Genomic DNA, 22,616 nt, shown 5'->3' on the forward strand with positions numbered 1-22,616 from the left:
CTTACCTATTGCCGATTGATCAGAAAAGTACCGAAAAGAATTTCTCCATTGGCCCCCATTCCTCTTACCTCAATCAAAACCGGACCTGGACGGTCATTGGTGAAGAAGCTGATATCCACTTTTCCGGACTCGTCAGTAACCAAAAATGGGTTCCAATACAAAGTCTGTCTGAAATCAGGAATAGCCGTATCCTTTTCCACGGTGTAATCTACCGTAAAGAAAGTCCCCGGAGGCTGATAGCCTTCGATGACAAACTCTTTGATTCCTTTTCCGGCGAATGGTAAAGCAGAATTGCCGTTTTCTTTCAAATACACAGCAATCACACCGTTTCTACCCTGATCTCCCAGCATGGAAGCTATCCGGGTCACCACTTCCACCCGGTCAATGTCAAAAGGATTGATATTTCTCAGGTTATCAGCGGCTGTACTGGTACCGGTGGAGGCCATGATGGAACCATTGAGCATCACTACGGGCTCCGAAGAACCGGTGACAGTACCAGAACCACCCCTCAGCCGAATCTGCTGCTGTCCGGTGGCTCCTACCAAAGTGACCCGCATTCCGGGTACTTTTCCAGCCAAGCTTGCCACCAAATCGGATGTATTTCCGGTGATGGTCAGCTCTTCACCCGTGACTACGAAATCAGGCTTCCCATAGATGGCCTGCCGGAGCACCTCCCCCTTTTCTTCCACTACGACTTCCTCCAACTCTTCCATTTCCTCCTCTTTTTCCAAAGGCCTTATGGGAAGATCCGTTTGGATGATTGTTGGAAACTGGGGATCAGATGGCAAGGCCACAGGAGCCTTGAGTTGATCCTGAAGCTCAATATCTGGCAGAGGCTTGCCTTTGTTGTCTGTAGCTGAGAAGGCCAATTTCATCGGACCATAAAATTCCATTTCTTCCAGCCTAAATATGCCATCCTTATTGGCTTCCAAGTCGATCATTCCCTGGAAATCATTGACAAAAGCCGTGACCTGAGCACTACTACCTTTTCCTTTGGCATCCCGGACGATCCCCTCCTGAATTAGACTCTTTTCCACCGGATAAGAAAAACGTTCCAACCCCATTTCTTCAGACACTCCTCCCAAATCCAAGGTTTGGTTCATTTCGACTGGGCGGGAAATGGGAACTATCTCCTTCGCATCAGTGACGGCTACGGATAAACGGGCAGAAATAGCTTGGCCTTTGGGTCCTTGGGTCGCAATGGTCAAACTGACTTTTTCCCTTGCCTCCAAACCCTCACTCTTGCTGGTTTGGAGGACGATTCCCTGATTTTTAAATCCCTGCTGGGCAGAGGCTGGGGCAACCCTGTCGTAAGGAGACAACACGGCCAATGGCTGCTGAAAATAATGCCCCGGGCCATAGTTTCTATTCCAGTTGGTATAGGCACGGAGAAAATACCTCTTTTGGCTTAAGGTATCCGGAAGGTAAAAATCTCCGGTCACGACCCCGTCCCGGATTGGAAACTTCTTTTCAATGACCATATCCCTGTCCATGGAGATCAATTCCACATGAAGGACTTTGCTGAGTTCATCTCTCAGGTAAGGATTTCCATAGGCAAAATATCCCTGAAAATACACCTGATCGCCTGCATAGTAATAGGCTTTGTCGGTATGCAGATAGACTTTTTCCTGATAGTTTTTGGCTGTTTTGGCCAGATCCTGAAGTTGAATAGCTCTCTCTGCATCATAGTCCAAAGGCAGGAGATTGGAAATCCGCTTGCGGTCCATATCTCCCGAAAAGACCAAATCCTGAGCATTGAGCACCATGCCGTTTTCCCGAACTTTCACCTGACCCCCTCTTACTTCCAGCCAAGAAACAGGATAGGGAGCGTCTCTGTACGTATTAGCTTGAGCATAGCCTTTTTGGTAGTGCACTTCAATTCTTCCTTTGAGATTGATCAGAAAGGTTCCGGGAGGACTGGTGGGAACCACCAAGGGATCAGCTTTATATGGCACCACAGACTTTCCGAGTTCATTGGCAAAGATATCTGTCCGCATATTCATGCTTTCGGAGCCTCCTGGCTTGTCTCCATAGAGATAGAATCCTTCCCTTTCGGCTGTCCCATTCAGCAGTGCCCGAAACATATTCATCGGGGATTTGCGGTAGACATCCGCCCGGTTTTTCTCCCAAGAAGACCTTTGAAGGTCGGATTCTGGAGTCAGTTCTTCAAATCGGGCCGATCCTGAGATTCTGGATTGTGTAGGAGAGTCAAAAAACTCCCTGAGGTCAAAGGTAATTTTGTAACCGAGATAGTTGTTTTGGATTTCCAGAGGCAATTCGGCTTTGGCCACAAAGGAGTTTTTCTCTTCAGAAGTGGGAAAATCCACTACCCAAGGATTCAATATTTCTGTTTTGGATGCTGCTTCGTCAATCCCGATGAAGAGATTCTGGAATTTTCTTAGGTCTCTTTCCCAGGCTTTATCCCGCTTGGCTTTGATTTCCACATCGGTCAGTTCCTGGGCAAAAGGCTTCATGTTCAAATTGACCGTAAGCTTTCCCCCGGGACTCAGGGTTACTGTCTTGCTTTGGGATTCGTACCCCAAAAAAGAAAAGCCCAATTCCACAGGACCGGGCTCCAAATTGCTGAGTGTATAGCTTCCATCCATATCCGTGACGGTGGAGATGGTGGTGTTATTGATAAAGACATTGCAAAAAGGTAAGGTTTCCCCCGTTTCGGCATCTTTGACTACACCGGAAATGGTGCCGGTTTGAGAAAAAACAGGGGAGATCAAGAAAACCCCAAAAAGAAGGGTTAGTACCAGTGATTTTTGCATGGAGGATAGTTGGTAAGTTTCGATTGGATGATCTATTTCTGTTTGTTGAGTACAAAACGGCCCCAAAGGGGCTGTCCAAGTTCGGTAATTCCCCGGACTTCAACGAGGACTGGTCCAGAGGTAGGGTTTAAGTCAAATTCCAGTGAATTGCTCATTTGAGAGGATTGGGTGATCAATTCCGGTTGCCAGAGAAGCGTGGGCTTCAATCCTGAATAAAAGGGATGGGTAGATCTGTATGATTCACTTTCTTTAAAAGACTCCTTCTTGGGAAATCCTTGAAGCTTAAACAAGGTGAATTGATTCATATTGGCTTCCATGGCCCTTACCCGATCCATTCCACTTTTCAAAAAGATGGAGATTACCCCAAACCTACCCAAATCTCCATATGCTGGCACCACTCTACGAACTACTTCTACCTTATCAATGGAAAACACGTCAAGACTTTCCAAAACACTGTAAACACTGTTCCCGCTATTTTCGGTGACAGTTTCTCCTGAGGATCCATTTACCGGTGAACCATTGATCAAAACCAAAGGCTCTCCTCCTCTAAAACGAATGGTAGGAGGATTGCCATATACCATCATCCCCGGCACTTGGCCCATTAATGCATAGATAAACTGTATGGTGGTTCCGTTGAGAAAAACATCCTCCATCTCTACCACCCGATCTGGTATCCCGTAAATCATCGGGCCGATAGAAGGTTCTTTGACATCTTCTATGGTTACTTCTTCCATCAAAATTTCCTTTTCCTCCAAGGGAGGCAGAGGTCCCCATTTGACTTCCTTATTGACCTCCCTTAATTCAGGTTTTGGAAAAGAATAGGTAACAAACTCGTCGGTGGTGGAATATTTCTTAAGCTCCAAACTGATGTCCCTCATTGGTCTCCCATCCCGGTCTGTGGCCTGAAGATTGATCTCAAACTCCTCCTCAAAAGTAGCGGGTGGCATCAAAAAAACACCATGAGCATCAGATTTGAAATCTCTGACATCTTCATAGCCATTGATGAATGCCTTGACCGAACCCTGCTTGGGACTGCCGGTCCTATCCAAAAGCTGTCCTTCCAAGACAAATCCTTTTTCCAAAGGATATTCTTCAGGAAGAGGAGCTGAACTATTTGGCTCCTTCATTTCTAAACTAAAATCAATTCCTTGATAGGCTGGAATAAATGCACTTTGCCTCAAATCAGTAACCGAAATCGAAAGGTTCGCATTGACTGGTTGCCCATTGGCATCCTGTGCCATAATATTCATTTTTACCCGATCCCCTCCCTGATAATTCAATCGGTCGGAAAAGACGGCGATGCCATGACTGGTTTCTTCGATCTCCGATGCGGGTACCTGACTTCCAAAGTCTATCACTTGGATAGGGGTAAAATGGACCGCATCGGCATAGTTTCTGCTCCATGCCGTGTAAGCCTTGAGGAAAAAATTGGTGCTTTGCCGAATATCTACCGGAATCGTCAAAGAACCTGAAGCTGTCCCATTTTTGATTTCTGTGATCTGATGCTCCCAAATGTACCCGGTCGTATCTACCAGCTCCAAATGAAGTACCTTGCTCATTTCGTCAGCCAGTAGAGGGTTTCCATACGCAAGATAGGCTTTGAAATAGAGCTTCTCTCCGGGCCAAAAGTTTTTCCGGTCAGTCTGCACATAGACTCTTTCCTCCATCATCTGCCGGTTTTTCTCCAAGTTGGCCAGCTTGACCAAGCGGTCTCCATTGAAGTTGGATGGCAGTCCCAAGATAGGATTCATTCCAGCAAATGCCCCTCCCAATTCCAAATCCTTAGCATTGACCGGAGATCCATTCAATTTTACTTCCAGCTGATTTCCGGAAAAGGAAATGCTTCCATTTTTCCCCGCTCCTAAATTGACATTCAGTGGCTTGTCAACCTCCAATAAAAAGTCACCATCGGCCTTGCCAAAGGAAACAGAAGGATTGGGATTGGAGGGAAAAGCCTCCACTTTTCCTTCCATGAGCAGTGAAAGGAATCGATTGGGGGAGTTTTCATAAATGCTCAGACGGGTTTTCTTCCTGAAATCATCCACTTGAGCATCACTTGGAAGCTCAAAATAGGTGGTGGTAAACGTATTCCTGTCCAAATTGCCCAGCATGTAGTCAGGAAAATAAACAGACACAAGGTAACCACTGCTGTTGTTGGAGAAAAACAAGGGGCCCATTGAAGACACCTTTACAGATTTATCATCAAGGGATTCAAAGATGACTTTATCGGGGTTTAGCAATCCGATTTCCAGATTTTTGTAGTCTTTTCCTACAAAGTCTAGGATCAACTGATCGAGAAGCTTTTTTCTTTTCTTTTCAGAAAAAGCCCCTTTGACTGGCGCAAAACCGGAAATAGGATCTAGGGAAATTTCCAAAGTGGTCTCTTTACCCGATTTGACTACACTTTCTTCCAAGAAACTCTGCCAACCATAGGCCCTAGCTTCCAAAAGCCACTTCCCCTCCGGAACACCCACAATTGAAAATAGCCCCAAAGAATCGGTAAATGCCTGAAAAGTAGACCCGGGTATAAACACGTGAAGGTCAGCCAAAGGTAGACCTGAACTGGAATCGGTCACTTTTCCTTTGATGTTTCCAGATTGTGCAAAGGAAAAGGATAAGGAAAGCCAAAACAAAACAACTAAGTATTTTGCCATAATTATGAAGTTTGAAAACCAATTATATAAAAAAAGCTCCAATTTGGAGCTTTTAGTTTAGATCTTTTTCTGAATCATGACTCTTTCAAATCATCCCGATCCTTCAGCTTTTTATCCTCTACGTTTTTGTTTAGGAATTCGTTGATTTTATCTATGGGAAAACTGCTTGATATCTCTCCGAAAGAGTTGATTTCCATCTTGAATCCTTTCAGTTCTTCATGAACCTTAGGATCCTCTTCCTTTTTTTTCTTCTTAGTCATCTCAATCTACTTTAGTCAATGTCTCTAACGCAAAGCGGATTCTTTTGGCCACTTCAGCAGGACCCAAGATAGCAAAAACCTCCATCAAATCCGGTCCGCCACCCATTCCTGTGACTGCCAAGCGTATGGCTTGCATCACTTTGCCTAGCTTAATCCCCTCTGCTTCTGCCGTGGATTCCAACAGACTTTTCGCGTTTGCAGCATCAAATGGGCCGGTAAATCCATCCAAAGCCCCGGCATAGCTTGCAAGTACCTTCACTGCATCCCTATTCCACCTTTTGGCAGCCACATCTTGGTCAAATTCGGTAGGAGCTACCATTACAAATCGGCTTTCTTTCCAAAGTTCGGCTGGGAAAGTTACCCGATCTCTCACTAGAGCTACTATGGCAAAAGCCTTTTCTAATGGGATTTCGACATTTTCCATTTGAGCCGAAGCTGTCAAAAACTCAACCAATACGGAATCGGGTTTGGTTCTCAGGTACTGCTCGTTGTACCATTTGGCTTTGGCAATGTCAAACTTGGTTCCCGACTTACCGATCCGATCAATAGAAAAAGCATCCACCAATTCATCCAGAGAAAAGATCTCCCGATCATCTCCCGGGTTCCAACCCAAGAAGGCCAGAAAGTTCAAAAACGCATCCGGCAAATAGCCCTGCTCCCGGAAACCATGAGATTTTTCGCCCGAATAGGGATCCGTCCAATTCAAAGGAAAAACCGGAAAGCCTAACTTATCTCCATCCCGCTTACTGAGCTTGCCATTGCCATCCGGCTTAAGCAAAAGCGGCAAATGGGCAAACTGAGGCATGGTATCCTCCCATCCGAAAAACTGGTACAACAACACATGCAAAGGTGCAGAGGGCAGCCATTCTTCTCCACGGATCACGTGGGTAATGCCCATCAGGTGGTCGTCCACAATATTCGCCAAGTGATAGGTCGGCATGCCGTCAGACTTCATCAAGACTTTGTCGTCTAGGGTAGAACTATGCACCATCACCCAACCTCTGATCATATCATTTAAGCGAACGTCTTCCTTCAAAGGGATTTTTACCTGGATCACATAGGGATCCCCTGATTCCAATCTGGCCTTCACTTCTTCCGCAGGAAGCGTGAGGGAGTTTTTCATTTGGGTGCGGGTGATGCCATTGTACTGAGGCTGCACCACTCGTGCGGCAGTCAGGCGCTCCCGCATGGCTTCCAGCTCCTCGGCGGTATCAAAGGCATAGTAGGCATGGCCCTTCTCGATCAAGTCCAAGGCATACTGCTTATACATTTCCTTTCGCTCCGACTGTCGGTATGGACCAACAATGCCGGGATTCCAAGGGCTTTCCTCAGGAGCAATTCCCAACCATTCCAGGGATTCCTGAATGTAGCCTTCCGCACCGGGAACGAATCGACCCTGATCGGTATCTTCGATCCGTAGGAGGAATTTACCTCCCATTTTTTTGGCAAAAAGGTAGTTATACAAGGCGGTTCGGACCCCTCCGATATGGAGTGGTCCTGTGGGAGATGGAGCGAAACGTACGCGAACTTCTCTGGACATGAGGACAAATTTCTTGATTAACAACCCGAAAAACCGGGTTGGGGTTTCTGAAAATCAGGGGGCAAAGATAGGGAATTGTGGAGGAAAGGGAGAAAAATGGCAAGAGATATGGAAGCTAATTTAGGGTCCCTCAAAAAATATCCAGGTCAATTAAATTTAAAAACATTTAGATTATTCTGAAGAAACCCTACCTAATCAGGTAAGGAATAAACAGCTATACCCGGTTCTTTATCAGTTGTTATTCCATACATTTTTTTATTTTCAAAATCTATAGCAATACTAACTAGTGATCGATCCAAATAATATTGTTCAAGTAAATTTCCATCGAAATCAAAAACCCTTAAGTTCCTAGCTATCTCAGAAGTTCTATTTATCTCAGGCTCACTAATACCACCATATAATGCATATATTTTATCCTTACCCAACTCAATGTCACGGTACTGATAAGGAGTATCCACTGCCCAGATTACAGATGCCCCGCTTTCATCCTGATAAAGTTCAAAATCAAACAGTTCAGGTTCTGGGCCATAAATCACTTTAAACTCTTTAGTTTTAGTGTCAAAAACATCAATTTTATCATAAAATATAGATGCAATCGCAAAAACAGATTTATCAGCGTTTGAATTAAACCACCCTGAGTTAATCTGTGCTAAGTTGAAATTATCAAGATCTTTTCTTCCTGTAAAATTCTCAAGAGTTCCATATCCTTTTTCAAATTCATTATCCAAACCAAATTCTACCAATTGATAAGGAGAATCAACAAAGATTCCTATAAAAGTCGAATCAGTCAGAAAAAGACAGGAATAGGCCTTGAAAAAATTTACAGGTTGTTTGATTTGGTTTATCGCTAAATCGGACTTCTCAAATAAAGAAAATTCACTTATTCTTTTTTCTACAGCACTGTAAACCCAAAATGTTGAGTCATTAAACCCAAGGTCAAAGTCTGTTGCATCCGAAATTTCCCCAGGGCCAAATCCATTCTTGCCCTGAGAAAACATATAGGACATTTTTTTACTATCGATTACATGAATAAGTGGTAAGTCTGGAGAAATACGTGAATTTTCCGAAACTACAAGTTTACCATTTTTATATCGGACTTTTCTGGGAATTCTTAATTCCTCAAATTCGATTTTTTCCGACTCGAGAAGGGGATTTTCACCAATCCTTATTTTTTCTGAACAAGCGAAAGGGAGAATGATAAAAATAAATAGAGGGATGACGTATAGTTTTATTTTCATTAGCTTGAAAAAGAAAAATTTGTGCACAGAAATGTGCGCAAATAATCTCTAGGAAATTAACAATTATTGAATTGGACCACAAGGCCTTGTACCTAATCTATCTCCTGGATAATAAGTCCCGAAACGATCAAAACACCCTGTTGAGTTGGCTTGACAGCAATCTGCTGCCACTGATGCAAAAGTGACCATCATTCCACTAAAAAAGACCAAAATAAATAATGTCTTAGCAAAATTTTTAATTTTTTTCATACAAATTAAGTTTAAGTGTTTGACTAATTTGAAAAAAAAAAAAATTAGAAAACAAAACTTAACTTAAAAATATTTTATTTTTCTACCCATTAAAAAAGTTGAAGCATTATAGAACACACTCAATTCTATATTTTTGGTTTATAAAACCACCTCTAGACCTAGTATTTTCTCAGATCCTGTAAGGTTCAAATAGGTGAGGGGCTAAGTTATTAAGCGATTATCCTGCATATTCAGAGGAGGGTTTTTCTAAAAATGATTCAGAATTGATCATATCTTCCTCTCCAACCAAGCCAAAATCCCAAACCAAAATAAAAACTTAAGGGCTAGGCCCAGAAAAAGATAAATAATCCAGGATTCTGGATCTACACCAGGAAAGAACTCCACAAAGTCTGAATCAATCTCGATATTCCAATCCGAAAAAAGTCCCTCACTTCCCAAATAGGCCATGTATCCGGCACCAACCGCTAGAATCACCAAGATTACCTGTGCGATGCGGAGGAAGGTTCTGCCGAGAATAGCCCCGGGATCAGTGAAGGAAATGGAGGAGTTCATTGCGGGAATGTTTGGTTCAATTTACCCAAAACCAAAAAAGGAACCCAAAATTGGGTTCCTTTTTTATCAGAAGTCAAACCTGTTTTAGTTTCTTGGTCTGATTTTTTCCTTGATACGTGCAGCTTTACCCTGACGTCCTCTCAAGTAGAACAATCGGGCTCTTCTTACCTTACCTTCTCTCACCACGTCGATCTGCTCGATGGCTGGAGAAATGATAGGAAAAATACGCTCCACGCCTATTCCGTTGGATACTTTACGCACGGTGAAAGTCTCTCCGTTGGTATTCGGGTTTTTACGTTGGATCACAGTTCCCTGAAACTGCTGGATACGCTCCTTGTTACCTTCTTTGATTCGTACGTGTACGTTGATGGTATCACCGGCTTTGAAAGAAGGGAATTTGGCTCTCGCCTCGCTGTATTCCGCTTCTACAATTTTCATTAGATCGCTCATAGCTTTATGTTTTTATGCTTTCGCAGTTACCGCCGCAGCGGCTGAAATGAATTACTTCTTTTTAAATCCTGTCTCGCCTATTCCCAGCCTGTGCCCTTCAGCAGATCAGGCCGTTTTTCTTTGGTTCGGCGAACCGACGCTTCAAATCTCCATTCGCTTATCTTGGCTTCATGTCCTGAGAGTAATACCTCCGGAACGTTCATTCCTTCGTACTCGGCAGGCCGGGTATATACCGGTGGAGCCAGCAAATTATCTTGGAAGGAATCTGTCAAAGCCGAAGTCTCGTCATTCAACACTCCCGGAATCAGGCGAATCACCGCATCAGCCACTACAGCTGCCGCTAATTCTCCTCCGGAAAGGACGAAATCTCCTATGCTGATTTCCTTGGTGATAAACTTATCTCTCACCCGCTGATCGACCCCTTTGTAATGACCGCAGAGGATCAGGAGGTTTTTCTTGAGCGAGAGGTCATTGGCCATGGGTTGGTCAAAAGTCTCTCCATCCGGCGTCATGTAGATGATTTCATCGTATTGACGTTCCTTTTGAAGGGCTTCGATGCATCGGGCAATCGGCTCGATCATCATCACCATCCCGGCACCACCACCGAATGCATAATCATCCACCTGCTTTTGCTTGCCTGTCGCATAGTCTCTAAGGTTATGCAACCGGACCTTTGCAAGTCCTTTGTCCTCGGCTCTTTTCAGGATCGAATGGGAAAAAGGTCCTTCTAAGAGTCCTGGCACAACGGTGATGATGTCGATATGCATCAGTCTTCCAGATAAATGTCAAGTAAACCTTCAGGTAACTGGCAGTAAACTTTTTTTGCTGCCTTATCCACCTTTTGGATAATTCCCTCCTGAATTGGAATCAGGACTTCTTTACCCTGGTGGGTCACTCCGAGGAGATCCTGTGTTTCCAAATCGTAAATGATCTGCACAGGGCCAATCAGACCTAGGGTTTGGTCAAAAACCTCATATCCAATCAGCTCGTGGTAGTAGTATTGATCCTCTTCCAGCTCGGGGAGCTCGGTGAGGGGAAGGTACACTTCCAATCCTACCAGCATTTCCACCTGCTCGATGGTGTTCAGTTCCTCAAATTTGGCTAGGGCCCTACCTCCGTGCTGGATCACAAAATGCTCCAGAAAGAAGGGAACCAATCGGCCTTTTTGCTCGAGGAAGAGGTGCTGCAATCCTTCGTAATCCTCAGGATAGTCTACATCGAGCACCACATTTACTTCACCACGAAGTCCATGAACTTTGGCAATACGGCCTACATGAAAGCACTGTTCCTTGTTCATGGAAAATTGATTCTATTAAGCTTCAGCTTCTCCGCCTTCTGCAGGAGCTTCGGTAGCTTCAGGCGCAGCCTCTTCGGCAGCAGCCTCAGCAGCAGCAGGATTGTTAGCAGCTTCAGCAGCAGCTAGCAAAGCCTTTTGCTCATCTTCTCTTGCTTTGATGGCATCCAAACGAGCCTGGTTCTTGGCAGCTTCAGCAGCAAGTGCCTTCGCACGAGCGTCTGCTTTTGCAGTAGCCAACTTATCTTTTTTGCCTTCGATTTTAGCATCCTTCTCAGTGATCCAAGCATCGAACTTAGCATCGGCCTGTTCTTGAGTGATTGCACCTTTCAATACACCGATCTGAAGGTGTTTCTTCAGCATGACACCTCTGTAGGAAAGCATCGCCTTCACGGTATCAGTTGGCTGAGCTCCGTTCAACAACCAGGTAAGAGCGCGCTCATTGTTGATTGTAATGGAAGCAGGGTTAGTGTTCGGATTGTAAGTTCCGAGTTTTTCGATGAAGCGTCCATCTCGTGGAGCTCTTGCATCAGCTACAACGACGTCATAAATGGCTTGTTTTTTTCTGCCCCGACGTGCTAATCTGATTTTTACGGACATAATTGTTTAGATTAAGTGAGTGGATGGAACCCGTCCATCCTAAATTTGGAGTGCAAAGATAGGGTAAATGATTGGAAAGCCACAAGTTGAGCTCAGAATATTTGTAGGTTTTTTATCAAATCGCTTATCTTGCGAATCCTTTCCAGGCCCTGTAGTTCAATGCCCGCCCGGCTGACACAAGTCTGACGGGCCCGCCCGGCTGACACAAGTCGGACGGGGATAGAATTGATAGTTCTTTGGTTGAAAAAAGATAAAGGCTCGAACAATCTAATTGATGTTAAGATAAAATTAATGAGTTTTCAAATTGTCAAAATGTAATATGGCCCTGTAGTTCAATGGATAGAATAGAAGTTTCCTAAACTTTAGATATGGGTTCGATTCCCGTCGGGGCTACTTTCACCTTTTAAGCTATGAAGGAGATTTTTTATGCTTATATCCTCAAAAGCTTGTCCTACGATTATTTCTATAAAGGACATTGTAAAAACTTGGAGCTGAGGCTCAAGCAACATAATAGCGGACAAACTAAATCTATTCGTCCCTACATCCCTTTTAAAATTGTCTATTTTGAAGAATTTGAAAGTTTGTCGGAAGCAATTCAACGAGAGAAATTCTTTAAATCTTCTGCAGGAAGACGGTTTTTGAAAGAAAAACTGACCATGTAGTTCAATGCCCGCCCGGCTGACGCGGTCGGACGGGGATAGAATAGAAGTTTCCTAAACTTTAGATATGGGTTCCCCGCCTGACGGCCGGCAGGGATTCCCGTCGGGGCTACTTTCACCTTTTAAGCTATGAAGGAGATTTTTTATGCTTATATCCTCAAAAGCTTGTCCTACGATTATTTCTATAAAGGACATTGTAAAAACTTGGAGCTGAGGCTCAAGCAACATAATAGCGGACAAACTAAATCTATTCGTCCCTACATCCCTTTTAAAATTGTCTATTTTGAAGAATTTGAAAGTTTGTCGGAAGCAATTCAACGAGAGAAATTCTTTAAATCTTCTGCAGGAAGACGGTTTTTGAAAGAAAAACTGACCATGTAGTTCAATGCCCGCCCGGCTGACGCGGTCGGACGGGGATAGAATAGAAGTTTCCTAAACTTTAGATATGGGTTCCCCGCCTGACGGCCGGCAGGGATTCCCGTCGGGGCTACTACTTCGCGATGGTGTCTATTTTTTGGCTTCCCTATTCTATTTTCATTAGAAATTTTGGAAAACCCCTACTACATCTTTTAATTTTTATAGACTACATTTAGTAGTATAATTGAGTCATGCGGATCTCAGATTGATGACATGAAACCTTTTTGAAAAAATAAACCCAGATAACCCCCATCGATGAAAAGTAGTCCAACCCCTTCTAATCAGCTTTTTCATAAACTTTTTGGAACACTAAGCGAGGATTTTATAGATCAAATTCTAAACATAGGCACCAAAAAATATTTAACTACTGGAGAGTATCTATTTCATCAGGGTGACCGCCACAATGCGCTCTACATTGTGCTATCCGGAAGACTAAGGGCCATCAAGGAAGAGGCGAGAGGCACGCGAATCCTCGGAGATATCGGTGAGGGAGAACCCGTAGGGGAGTTTGCTCTTTTTACAGGGGAGCCACGAATGGCCTCTGTTTTGGCTATACGTAAATCTATGGTGCTGGAATTGGATCAACACGAATATTTGGAGCTGGTTGGGAAAAACCCAAGTCTGGCCAATTCGATGACCCAATTTGTGATCAATCGCTTGAGAAGAAACACGTTTCAGCAGAATCAGTCTTCCCCTCCCAAAAATATCGCCTTGATCAACTTACAGGCAGACCATGATTTAAGCCCATGGACATCCGATATGCAATCCTATTTCATGGAAAATCAAATCCCTGTACAGGTTTTTGATCACGAATCCCAAGAAAACATTTCAGATCAGGACTTTTTCGACTCGCTCGAGCGCTATGCTGGGGTGAATATTCTTTTGTGTAGCGAAAACAATCCCAACTGGTCTCATCAGTGTTTGGTCTATGCTGATTTGGTGATTTTAGCCACTGATTTTGGCGCAAGTTCCGATCTCTATCCTATTGAAAGAGAATTGGATCTCTACTCGCAAAGCATCCTGAATAAAAAGATATACCTGCTATTTCTTCATAAAAGAGAGGCCGACATGCCTATTGGAACCTCGGCCTGGTTGGAAAAAAGAACAATCAATCTGCATATTCATGTGCGACAGGGCAACCTTAAGGATATTAGGAGATTCTGCCGAATCATCACCAACAATGCCACCGGCTTGGTTTTGGGGGGAGGTGGTGCCAAAGGCTATGCCCATCTGGGGGTAGTAAAAGCCTTGCAGGAAAAGGGAGTTGAAATCGATTTTCTCGGCGGCACTAGCGCAGGTGCGATCTATGGGATATCTATGAGCTTTTCCGATTTTGATTTTGAAAAGATCGAATCCATCACTCAGCATGCAGTGAGGTCCAAACTTACCTCAAATGATCTATCCCTTCCTCTAGTGTCAATTTTGTCCGGAAAAAAAGTAAAACGCTTTGTCCAAAACTTGTACAAGCACTATGAAATGGAAGATATCTGGGTCAACTCTTACTGCGTATCAACCAATTATTCCCGTGCCACTGCCAAAATCCATGACAGGGGTCCAATTTGGAGGCAGGTCTTGGCCAGTATGGCGATTCCGGGAGTTTTCCCTCCGGTAGTCATCGACCAATACCTGCATGTGGATGGAGCAGTCATGGAAAATCTCCCCATCGAACCCATGTACCGCTATCCCATTTCCAATATCATCGCTGTTTCACTCTCGGGATTGATTGACAGAAAGGTAGAATTCGAAAATACACCAAGCAATTGGAGCTTGTTCTGGGACAAAATCCTGAGCAAAAAACAATATAAACTCCCCAATTTGGGATCCCTGATCATCAATTCTCTCATGCTCAACAGCCAACAGCGACAGGAAATAACGAAGTCCAAAGTATCTCACTATTTTGAGCTAAGTCTCAAAGGGGTGGGGTTACTCGATGAGAAAAAATGGAAAGAAATCCTACAAAAAGGATACGAGCAGACCATAGAATATCTTGAGCAACTTCCTGAGGAGGAGAGGTTTTGGGAGAAAAAGTTCGATTGACCGCATTCTTTCCAGAATTTAAGGCAAAAGTTGAATAGGAAGATTTTATTCTTCAGTTAAAATCGTACCTTATTCTTCAGTTTTTAAAATCCATTCTTATGAAAAAAATTCTACTTTCTTTCCTTCTTTTGATTTCCTCCGCAACTCTTTGGGCGCAGGAAACCAACACAAAAAGCTGGTATAGTGCCTCTTCCACAGAAACTATTCTTTCCCTGGGATCGGTCAAAGCAACTGGACTGGAAACCAACAACGTGGTGCGATTCACTCCCTTCTTCAACTATGCCATCACGCTGCATAAGGACTTCAGTGACAAAGCCGGTTTTTATTTCGGAGTTGACATTCGAAATGTCGGATTGATTACTGACCTCAATGATTCGGTAAGGGTCAAGCAGAGGACCTACAATCTGGGCATACCTGTTGCCCTGAAGTTTGGGGACATGAAAGGCAACTGGGTTGGGATTGGTATCAGCAATGAGTTTGCGATCAACTACAAACAAAAAACCTATGTCAATGACGAAAAATCAAAAACCAATATCTGGTTTAGTGACAGAACCAAAATTTTCCTGCCATCTGCATTTATCGAATTCAAAGCAAAAACCGGGAACTATATCCGCTTTAAATATTACCTGACCGATTACCTGATCGAAGAAAACCAAGCAGTTAATGTAGCCGGGGTAAATTATAGACCTACCCAGAGTAATCTGATGTATCTCTCGGTGGGCTTTATGCTGGACAACCGGCAGATTATCAAATAGTCAATCCTACTCTAATTAAAAAGCCCTCGAAGAATCATTTCTCCGAGGGCTTTTCTTTGCACAATGTTATTATTTCAAACTTCCGATCATATCCTCAGGCTTGACCCACTCGTCAAACTGCTCAGATGTCAACAAGCCTAAAGCAATCGCAGCTTCTCTTAGGCTTGTGCCTTCTTTGTGTGCTTTCTTGGCAATAGCAGCCGCATTTTCATAGCCGATATGGGTATTCAAAGCTGTCACCAGCATGAGGGAGTTTTCCAAGTGTCGCTGTATCATCGGCGTATTGGGCTCAATGCCAATGGCACAGTTGTCATTGAAGGATACGCAGGCATCTCCGATCAACCTGGCGGACTGAAGGAAATTAGCTGCAATCAAAGGCTTGAACACGTTCAGTTCAAAATGTCCGTTGGAGCCCCCGATGGTGATGGCTACATCATTGCCCATTACCTGGGCAGCAACCATCGTCATGGCTTCCACTTGGGTTGGATTGACTTTGCCGGGCATGATGGATGACCCTGGTTCATTTTCTGGAATCAAAATCTCTCCGATTCCTGAGCGAGGTCCCGAAGAAAGCATCCGGATGTCATTGGCGATTTTCATCAGAGATACTGCCAATTGCTTCAACGCTCCGTGGGCTTCTACCATGCCGTCGTGAGCTGCCAAAGCTTCAAACTTATTTGGAGCAGTGACAAAAGGATGACCGGAAAGATCAGCAATCTTTTTTGCCACCAATTCAGAATAGCCTTGTGGGGTATTCAATCCCGTACCAACGGCTGTTCCACCCAATGCCAACTCAGAAAGATGTGCCAAAGTATTTTTCAACGCTCTTAAACCATGATCCAGTTGGGCCACATAGCCACTGAACTCCTGCCCCAAAGTCAAAGGCGTAGCATCCATGAAATGGGTTCGTCCGATTTTCACCACATTTTTGAAAGACTCAGCCTTCGTCGCCAAGGTATCTCTCAGCTTTTGTACTCCTGGAATCGTCGTTTCCACTACCATCTGATAGGCCGCTATATGCATCGCAGTCGGATAGGTATCATTGGAGGACTGAGACTTATTCACATCGTCATTGGGGTGGATCTTCTTTTTGGCATCTTCCAAAGATCCTCCCAATAACACATGAGCGCGATAAGCGATCACCTCATTGGTGTTCATATTGGATTGGGTGCCTGAACCTGTCTGCCATACCACCAATGGGAACTGATCATCATGTTGTCCTGCCAAAATCTCATCACAAACTTGACCAATGATATCCGCCTTGGACTGCTCCATGACTCCCAATTCGGCATTGGTCTGCGCTGCTGCTTTTTTCAGAATGGCAAAAGCGCGGATGATTTCGATTGGCATGCGGTTTTTTTCGCCACCGATTTTAAAGTTATTGATTGAGCGCTGAGTCTGAGCGCCCCAATATTTATCTGCGGGAACCTCTACAGGCCCCATGGTATCTTTTTCTATTCGAATGGACATGATATTTTGGTCTTTTGTGATTTGAGCCGCAAGATAAGATCAATCGGACTTTTTGCCCAACCGGACAAAAACTAATCCTTGTCCTTCATCTCAAAATTGATCTGTTCGTGGAATAAAGCTCGGGAAATCCGAACCTGCCTGTGAAAAAACAGCAAGCCCAACCCGTAATTCCCCAAAGCCAAACTAAGGCAGATAAGGGCATAGCCTGGGTTGAGCTGATAGAAGAAATAGGCTGAAAAAGCAAATAAAATCACACTCCAAAAAGAGAGAAAGAAAACAGTGGCTGGAAATGGCCGATATTCTACTAGAATAAGACTTCCTCGGGAGGTCGCCTCTACTTTTCCCGAAAGGAGAGGCAAAAACGAATCGCCTTTCCTGATCATTCGGGAAATTCGGAATCCTTCCTGACCAACTATCCCGTTAAATTTTATTTTTTCATCTAGCATAGGATCCATACCCAGGAAGTTGACCTGACGCGTAGTCCGCATCAGGTGTCCCAGCACTTCTTCTTTGGAAAGAATACTGACTAAAGCTTCGCTATGGTAAGGAATCAGGTTCAAGGTTAATTTTTGACAGCCATACAGGAGATCTCCACATTCACGTTTTTAGGGAGTTTACTTACCTCAACTGTTTCCCGGGCCGGAGGATTTTGCTTAAAATACTGACCATAAGCTTCGTTGATGGTTCCAAACTGTCCCATGTCCCGAATAAAAATGGTGCACTTGACCACATCCCCGAATCCAAAATCTGCGGCACGAAGGATAGCTTCCATGTTTTTCATCACCGCATGCGTCTCCTCTGTAATGTTTTCATTGATCAGCTCTCCGGTATCCGGATCCAAGGCGATTTGCCCGGAGACATATAAGGTGTTGCCGGCAAGTACAGCTTGCGAGTAAGGACCGATTGGTGCAGGAGCTTCTGAGGTGAAAATAATCTGATTTGGCATTTGAAAGAGTTATTGAGTTATTAGAAAATAGTTATTGATTTCTTGGTTACCGGACCGAATTCAGAAGTATGAAATCTGAAATTTCTGCCTTCTGATTTCATACTTCAGACTTCCATTTTTGCCTACTGCTTTTTCGCTTCATTCCAGTACACATCCATTTCAGCCAAGGTCATTTCACTGAGATTTTTCCCGGCGGATTTAGCTGAATTTTCCAAATACTGAAATCGCTTGATAAACTTGAGATTGGTTCGCTCTAAGGCCTCCTCAGGGTTGATATCGATAAACCGGGCGTAGTTGATCAGAGAAAAAAGTAAATCACCGAATTCTCCAGTGGCCTTTTCCTTGTCAATCTCAGCATTAGCCGCAGCATTGAATTCAGCTTTGAATTCCTGCATTTCCTCCTCCACTTTTTCCCAAACTTGATGCTTTTCTTCCCAGTCAAACCCCACACCGCGCGCTTTTTCCTGAATACGCATCGCTTTGATCAAGGCAGGAAGGGACTTTGGCACTCCTCCTAAAACAGACACATTGCCTTTTTCCTTCAGCTTGATTTTCTCCCAATTCTGACTGACTGTGTCTGCATCATTGGCTTGGGTATCCCCATAGATATGAGGATGACGGCGGATTAATTTCTCACACAATGCATTCGTCAGGGTAGCCATATCGAAATTCCCTTCTTCAGAACCGATTTTAGCATAGAAGACGATATGAAGAAGAATATCTCCCAATTCTTTTTTTATTTCCTCCGGATTTCCTTCCAAAATAGCATCAGAAAGCTCAAAGGTTTCCTCAATAGTTAAGTGTCTGAGACTCTCGGTAGTTTGCTTTTTATCCCAGGGACACTGAGCACGTAGCTCATCCATGATGGTTAATAATCGGTCAAGGGCAGCCAACTGCTCAGCACGGGTACTCAAATTTGACATAGCTCGGGAAACTATAGGGAAGTTGTGAACGTTTTCGAAGTAAAGCTTTAAATTTGCGCAAATTTATCCGTTATGGCAACTGTACTGATTACCCTTGGCTTCGTGGCCCTATTTTTTGTTTTGATGTCTGTGAGACTTATTTTCCTCAAAAACGGGGAGTTTAAAGGCACTTGTGCTTCTCAAAGTCCATTTCTAAACAAGGAGGGAGCTACCTGTGGCTACTGTGGCAAAACGGTCGATGCCAATAGCACCTGCGGGAACCCAGACAATGAAGTCGATAAGGTTCTTGCCAAATTCAAATGAATCTAATCCTGTCCTGAGACAGGATTTTTTAAATTCACTTTTACTTAAATCAACTGTACGTGTCGCTTATCAAATCTATTTCCGGAATTAGGGGAACAATTGGGGGGAAATCCGGAGAAGGACTTACCCCTATTGACGTCGTCAAATTTGCCTCCGCCTATGGAGCTTGGGTCATTGAGAAAACTGGCAATCCCAAAGTAGTCATCGGAAGAGACGCAAGACTATCTGGAGACATGATTTCCAGACTGGTATCTGCCACTCTTCAGGGTCTGGGAATCGATGTGATTGACTTGGGATTGAGCACCACCCCTACAGTGGAATATGCTGTCCCAAGAGAAAATGCAGGTGGGGGAATCATCCTTACAGCCAGCCATAATCCTATCCAATGGAACGCTCTCAAACTCCTCAATTCGATTGGAGAGTTTATTTCCGATGAGGAAGGGAAAGCTATTCTGCAAAAGGCCGAAAAAGAGGACTTTAGCTTTGCAGAGGTCAAAAAACTGGGAAAATACACCCAGATCAGTGACTACATTGATCGACATATCCAGCATGTGTTGGGTCTGGAATTGGTCGATGTAGAAGCTGTAAAAAAGAGAAAATTCAGGGTTGTAGTAGATGGGGTCAATTCCACCGGAGGCATTGCAGTACCAAAGCTATTGCAGGCTTTGGGCGTAGAGACCATCGAAAAAATGTACTGCAATCCAGACGGTCATTTTCCGCACAATCCAGAACCACTTCCTGAAAACCTGAGAGAAATCTCCAAAAAGCTGGAAAAAGGAAATTTTGACTTAGGCATTGTTGTCGATCCGGATGTGGATCGATTAGCCTTCATCAATGAGGACGGCTCCATGTTTGGAGAGGAATATACCTTGGTAGCTGTGGCAGATTATGTTTTGTCCAAAACCCCAGGAAACACCGTCTCCAACCTTTCCTCCACCCGGGCACTGAAAGATGTGACTCTCAAAAGAGGAGGTACTTACACAGCCGCAGCGGTGGGAGAAGTCAACGTGGTCAATCAGATGAAAGCAGTCAATGCGGTCATCGGGGGAGAAGGAAACGGGGGAATCATCTATCCTACCTCGCACTACGGCCGTGATGCTTTGGTGGGAATCGGGCTGTTTTTAACCCATTTGGCCAAATTCGGCAAGTCAATCTCCATGCTCCGTGCCAGCTACCCTACTTACTATATCTCCAAAAACAAGATCGAACTCACCCCGGAAATCGATGTGGACAAGATCCTTTTGGAGATCAAAAACAAATACAAAAAACATCCGATCAATGACATTGACGGAGTAAAAATAGAATTTGAAAAAGAGTGGGTTCACCTCAGAAAATCCAACACTGAACCCATCATCCGGATTTATTCCGAGTCTGATTCGGAAGCCACTGCTGAGCATTTGGCCAAAAAGATTATTTTGGACATCAAAGAAGTGGTCAGCGCATCTTTGATCTGATCTGAATTCCCCAGCTACACCAACCCAGATAGAATGAAAGTTTACTTTGACAATGCCGCCACCACAGCCATGGACGATCGGGTGATCGAGGCCATGCTTCCTTTCATGAAGTCCCATTTTGGCAATCCTTCTTCCGTCCATAGCCACGGCCGGGAAGTGAGAAATGCGATTGAGAAATCAAGGAAGAAAGTAGCGGAGTTGCTCAATGCCACGCCATCTGAGATTTTCTTTACCTCAGGTGGAACAGAGGCGGATAATACTGCGCTGGTCTGCGGAGTGGAAACGCACGGAATCACCCATGCAATCAGCTCTCCACTTGAGCATCATGCGGTACTCCATACCTTGGAGGTGTTGGAGAAAAAAGGGAAAATTAAACTGAGCCTTCTGGATGTCAATTCCAAAGGAGAAATTGACCATGGTCAGTTGGAAAAATTGCTCAAAGCCAATCCCAACAGCTTGGTGTCACTTATGCAGGCGAATAATGAGATCGGAAATCTGAATGATTTGGAGAAAATAGGAGGTTTGGCAAAAGAATATGGAGCCTTTTTCCATTCAGATACCGTACAGACAATGGGCCATTATGCCCACGATTTGAAAAATCTTCCCATCGATGCCATCGTCGCCGGAGGACATAAGTTTCACGGACCCAAGGGTTCTGGATTTTTATTTGTAAGAAAAGACAAGAAAATCCATCCTTTTATCCATGGTGGAGCTCAGGAAAGAAACATGCGTGGAGGGACAGAGAATGTCATAGGCATTATCGGAATTGCAAAAGCATTGGAGCTTGCCTATGAAGACATGTCCGGTCACCAAGCCCATGTGGAGAAAATCAAAAAGCATTTTATCGATAAACTGACTCAGGAAATTCCCGGAGTAGAGTTCAATGGTCTTTCCGCAGACTTGGGAAAAAGTCTTTACACCGTATTGAATGTAAGTCTGCCCCCTTCTGAAGCCAATCGTGGTATGCTGCTTTTCAATCTTGATCTGGAAGGAATTTCTGCGTCCGGAGGGTCTGCTTGCAGTTCGGGAGCGACGGTGGGTTCACATGTCCTCAGAGCTTTGAACCACAATCCTGAGCGTGATTCGGTGCGATTCTCTTTCAGTCGATTTAACACAGTGGAGGAAGTAGATTATACCGTCGAAAAATTAAAAGAACTCTACGCAGTAGAAGCCTAAGCAAAAGGAGCTCGATTGAGCTCCTTTCTTATTCTAAAAACCTCCTCACCTCTTCAATCACCGCCTCCGGTCGCTCGGCATGTAGCCAATGTCCGGCATTGGCGACAAACTCCAATTCGTAATTCGAGAAATGTTTTTCCAAATCAGGCAGATCAGTCTGCTTGATGTAGTTGGAATTTGATCCTCCCAAGAACAATGTTGGCCCTTCGTATTTTGCCTCTTCAGGCAGTGCCTTTCCCACTTCCTCAATATTCTTGGTGATGACAGGCAAGTTGATTTTCCAGACAAAGCCTTCTGAATTTCGCCCCAGACTTTTCAGCAAAAACTGCCGGACTCCCAATTCCTGAATGTATTCGGCCAGCTGATCATCTGCTTCTTTCCGGCTTTTGGTTGCTTTTAGATCAATGGAATTGAGCCCTTCCAAAATCGTCTGATGATGGATGGGATAATATCTCGGAGCAATATCGGCTACGATCAGCTTTTCTACCCGCTCAGGATAGGCCGAGGCAAAAAACATAGCCGTCTTTCCTCCCATTGAATGGCCCATTAGGTAGACTTTTTCTAAGGCTTCCTCATCCAACATCTCCTTCAAATCCTCCACCATGACTTGATAATTCCATTCATCTGTGTGGGGAGAATCTCCGTGGTTTCGCTGATCCACAAGGTAAAGCGTATAGTGTTTTTCCAGTTCACGGGCTATGGAAAACCAATTATCCAAAGAACCAAAAAGTCCATGGAGAATGACTAAAGGCTTACCGGAGCCTAATTTTTTGAAGTTTAAGGTCATGTTTATTTTCAAAGTACGAATTACGATTTACGCGTCTAATTCTAGAATTCTGTTTGTCCCCAGTAAGAAACCTTTCCT

At 44.2% G+C, this 22,616-nt stretch carries 23 protein-coding genes and 1 tRNA gene; 8 read left to right on the top strand and 16 right to left on the bottom strand.

The features are described 5' to 3' along the window. Positions 1-5: 5 nt before the first annotated feature. From AAA943_RS06975 to AAA943_RS07025, 11 genes are all read right to left on the bottom strand, one after another. Entirely contained in the window at positions 6-2,774 is a 2,769-nt protein-coding gene (locus AAA943_RS06975; RefSeq protein ID WP_338223516.1) for a carboxypeptidase-like regulatory domain-containing protein, read from the bottom strand. Positions 2,775-2,806: 32 nt separating this feature from the next. Then, entirely contained in the window at positions 2,807-5,428 is a 2,622-nt protein-coding gene (locus AAA943_RS06980) for a carboxypeptidase regulatory-like domain-containing protein (protein ID WP_338223517.1), read from the bottom strand. Between the two features lie 74 nt (positions 5,429-5,502). Then, positions 5,503-5,688, bottom strand: coding sequence for a hypothetical protein (locus tag AAA943_RS06985; RefSeq protein ID WP_338220781.1), 186 nt, complete (start codon positions 5,686-5,688; stop codon positions 5,503-5,505). A 1-nt stretch (position 5,689) separates the two neighbouring features. Next, complete coding sequence (gltX, locus tag AAA943_RS06990) at positions 5,690-7,228, bottom strand: glutamate--tRNA ligase (protein WP_338223518.1); 1,539 nt, start codon at positions 7,226-7,228, stop codon at positions 5,690-5,692. 191 nt (positions 7,229-7,419) lie between these two features. Next, complete coding sequence (locus AAA943_RS06995) at positions 7,420-8,466, bottom strand: BF3164 family lipoprotein (protein ID WP_338223519.1); 1,047 nt, start codon at positions 8,464-8,466, stop codon at positions 7,420-7,422. A 63-nt stretch (positions 8,467-8,529) separates the two neighbouring features. Beyond that, entirely contained in the window at positions 8,530-8,715 is a 186-nt protein-coding gene (locus AAA943_RS07000; protein ID WP_338223520.1) for a hypothetical protein, read from the bottom strand. 267 nt (positions 8,716-8,982) lie between these two features. Further along, a complete protein-coding gene (locus tag AAA943_RS07005) occupies positions 8,983-9,267 on the bottom strand; it encodes a hypothetical protein (RefSeq protein WP_338223521.1) in 285 nt (94 codons plus the stop codon). A gap of 84 nt (positions 9,268-9,351) precedes the next feature. Beyond that, entirely contained in the window at positions 9,352-9,717 is a 366-nt protein-coding gene (gene rplS, locus AAA943_RS07010; RefSeq protein WP_338223522.1) for a 50S ribosomal protein L19, read from the bottom strand. Between the two features lie 77 nt (positions 9,718-9,794). Further along, a complete protein-coding gene (gene trmD / locus AAA943_RS07015; protein WP_338223523.1) occupies positions 9,795-10,484 on the bottom strand; it encodes a tRNA (guanosine(37)-N1)-methyltransferase TrmD in 690 nt (229 codons plus the stop codon). Beyond that, on the bottom strand, positions 10,484-11,014 hold the full coding sequence (gene rimM, locus AAA943_RS07020) for a ribosome maturation factor RimM (RefSeq protein WP_338223524.1): 531 nt from the start codon (positions 11,012-11,014) through the stop codon (positions 10,484-10,486). The genes trmD and rimM overlap by 1 nt, the downstream gene beginning before the upstream one ends. Before the next feature lie 15 nt (positions 11,015-11,029). Continuing rightward, positions 11,030-11,611 carry a 30S ribosomal protein S16 gene (locus tag AAA943_RS07025; protein ID WP_338223525.1) on the bottom strand — a complete coding sequence of 194 codons (582 nt, stop codon included), beginning with the start codon at positions 11,609-11,611 and terminating at the stop codon, positions 11,030-11,032. A gap of 321 nt (positions 11,612-11,932) precedes the next feature. On the opposite strand from AAA943_RS07025, the gene AAA943_RS07030 reads away from it, so the two are divergent. From AAA943_RS07030 to AAA943_RS07050, 5 genes are all read left to right on the top strand, one after another. Beyond that, positions 11,933-12,004: transfer RNA gene (locus tag AAA943_RS07030), tRNA-Arg, on the top strand. A 17-nt stretch (positions 12,005-12,021) separates the two neighbouring features. Next, a complete protein-coding gene (locus AAA943_RS07035) occupies positions 12,022-12,273 on the top strand; it encodes a GIY-YIG nuclease family protein (protein ID WP_338223526.1) in 252 nt (83 codons plus the stop codon). Between the two features lie 126 nt (positions 12,274-12,399). After that, positions 12,400-12,651: a GIY-YIG nuclease family protein gene (locus AAA943_RS07040; protein WP_338223526.1), complete on the top strand. Its 252-nt coding sequence runs from the start codon at positions 12,400-12,402 to the stop codon at positions 12,649-12,651. A gap of 291 nt (positions 12,652-12,942) precedes the next feature. Continuing rightward, positions 12,943-14,724 (top strand): patatin-like phospholipase family protein, encoded by a 1,782-nt coding sequence (locus tag AAA943_RS07045; protein ID WP_338223527.1) that lies wholly within the window; start codon positions 12,943-12,945, stop codon positions 14,722-14,724. Positions 14,725-14,822: 98 nt separating this feature from the next. Next, a complete protein-coding gene (locus AAA943_RS07050; RefSeq protein ID WP_338223528.1) occupies positions 14,823-15,479 on the top strand; it encodes a hypothetical protein in 657 nt (218 codons plus the stop codon). Between the two features lie 69 nt (positions 15,480-15,548). Here AAA943_RS07050 and fumC read toward each other — a convergent pair whose 3' ends face one another. The 4 genes from fumC to mazG form a co-directional block, all read right to left on the bottom strand. Then, entirely contained in the window at positions 15,549-16,949 is a 1,401-nt protein-coding gene (gene fumC, locus AAA943_RS07055) for a class II fumarate hydratase (protein ID WP_338223529.1), read from the bottom strand. Between the two features lie 71 nt (positions 16,950-17,020). Further along, positions 17,021-17,509, bottom strand: coding sequence for a hypothetical protein (locus tag AAA943_RS07060; protein WP_338223530.1), 489 nt, complete (start codon positions 17,507-17,509; stop codon positions 17,021-17,023). A gap of 2 nt (positions 17,510-17,511) precedes the next feature. Continuing rightward, positions 17,512-17,895, bottom strand: coding sequence for a RidA family protein (locus AAA943_RS07065; RefSeq protein ID WP_338223531.1), 384 nt, complete (start codon positions 17,893-17,895; stop codon positions 17,512-17,514). A gap of 122 nt (positions 17,896-18,017) precedes the next feature. Beyond that, on the bottom strand, positions 18,018-18,818 hold the full coding sequence (mazG, locus tag AAA943_RS07070; protein ID WP_338223532.1) for a nucleoside triphosphate pyrophosphohydrolase: 801 nt from the start codon (positions 18,816-18,818) through the stop codon (positions 18,018-18,020). Between the two features lie 72 nt (positions 18,819-18,890). On the opposite strand from mazG, the gene AAA943_RS07075 reads away from it, so the two are divergent. The 3 genes from AAA943_RS07075 to AAA943_RS07085 are packed head-to-tail and all read left to right on the top strand — an operon-like array spanning position 18,891 to position 21,751. Continuing rightward, positions 18,891-19,121: a hypothetical protein gene (locus AAA943_RS07075; protein WP_338223533.1), complete on the top strand. Its 231-nt coding sequence runs from the start codon at positions 18,891-18,893 to the stop codon at positions 19,119-19,121. Between the two features lie 59 nt (positions 19,122-19,180). Continuing rightward, on the top strand, positions 19,181-20,575 hold the full coding sequence (gene glmM / locus AAA943_RS07080; RefSeq protein WP_338223534.1) for a phosphoglucosamine mutase: 1,395 nt from the start codon (positions 19,181-19,183) through the stop codon (positions 20,573-20,575). 33 nt (positions 20,576-20,608) lie between these two features. Then, positions 20,609-21,751, top strand: coding sequence for a cysteine desulfurase family protein (locus AAA943_RS07085; protein WP_338223535.1), 1,143 nt, complete (start codon positions 20,609-20,611; stop codon positions 21,749-21,751). A 28-nt stretch (positions 21,752-21,779) separates the two neighbouring features. On the opposite strand, the gene AAA943_RS07090 is transcribed toward AAA943_RS07085, so the two are convergent. Beyond that, positions 21,780-22,538, bottom strand: a complete 759-nt coding sequence (locus AAA943_RS07090; RefSeq protein WP_338223536.1) for an alpha/beta fold hydrolase — start codon at positions 22,536-22,538, stop codon at positions 21,780-21,782. Between the last annotated feature and the right edge of the window lie 78 nt (positions 22,539-22,616).

Origin of the sequence: Algoriphagus confluentis (genome assembly GCF_036245625.1) — a bacterium.
Taxonomy (GTDB): Bacteria; Bacteroidota; Bacteroidia; order Cytophagales; family Cyclobacteriaceae; genus Algoriphagus; species Algoriphagus confluentis.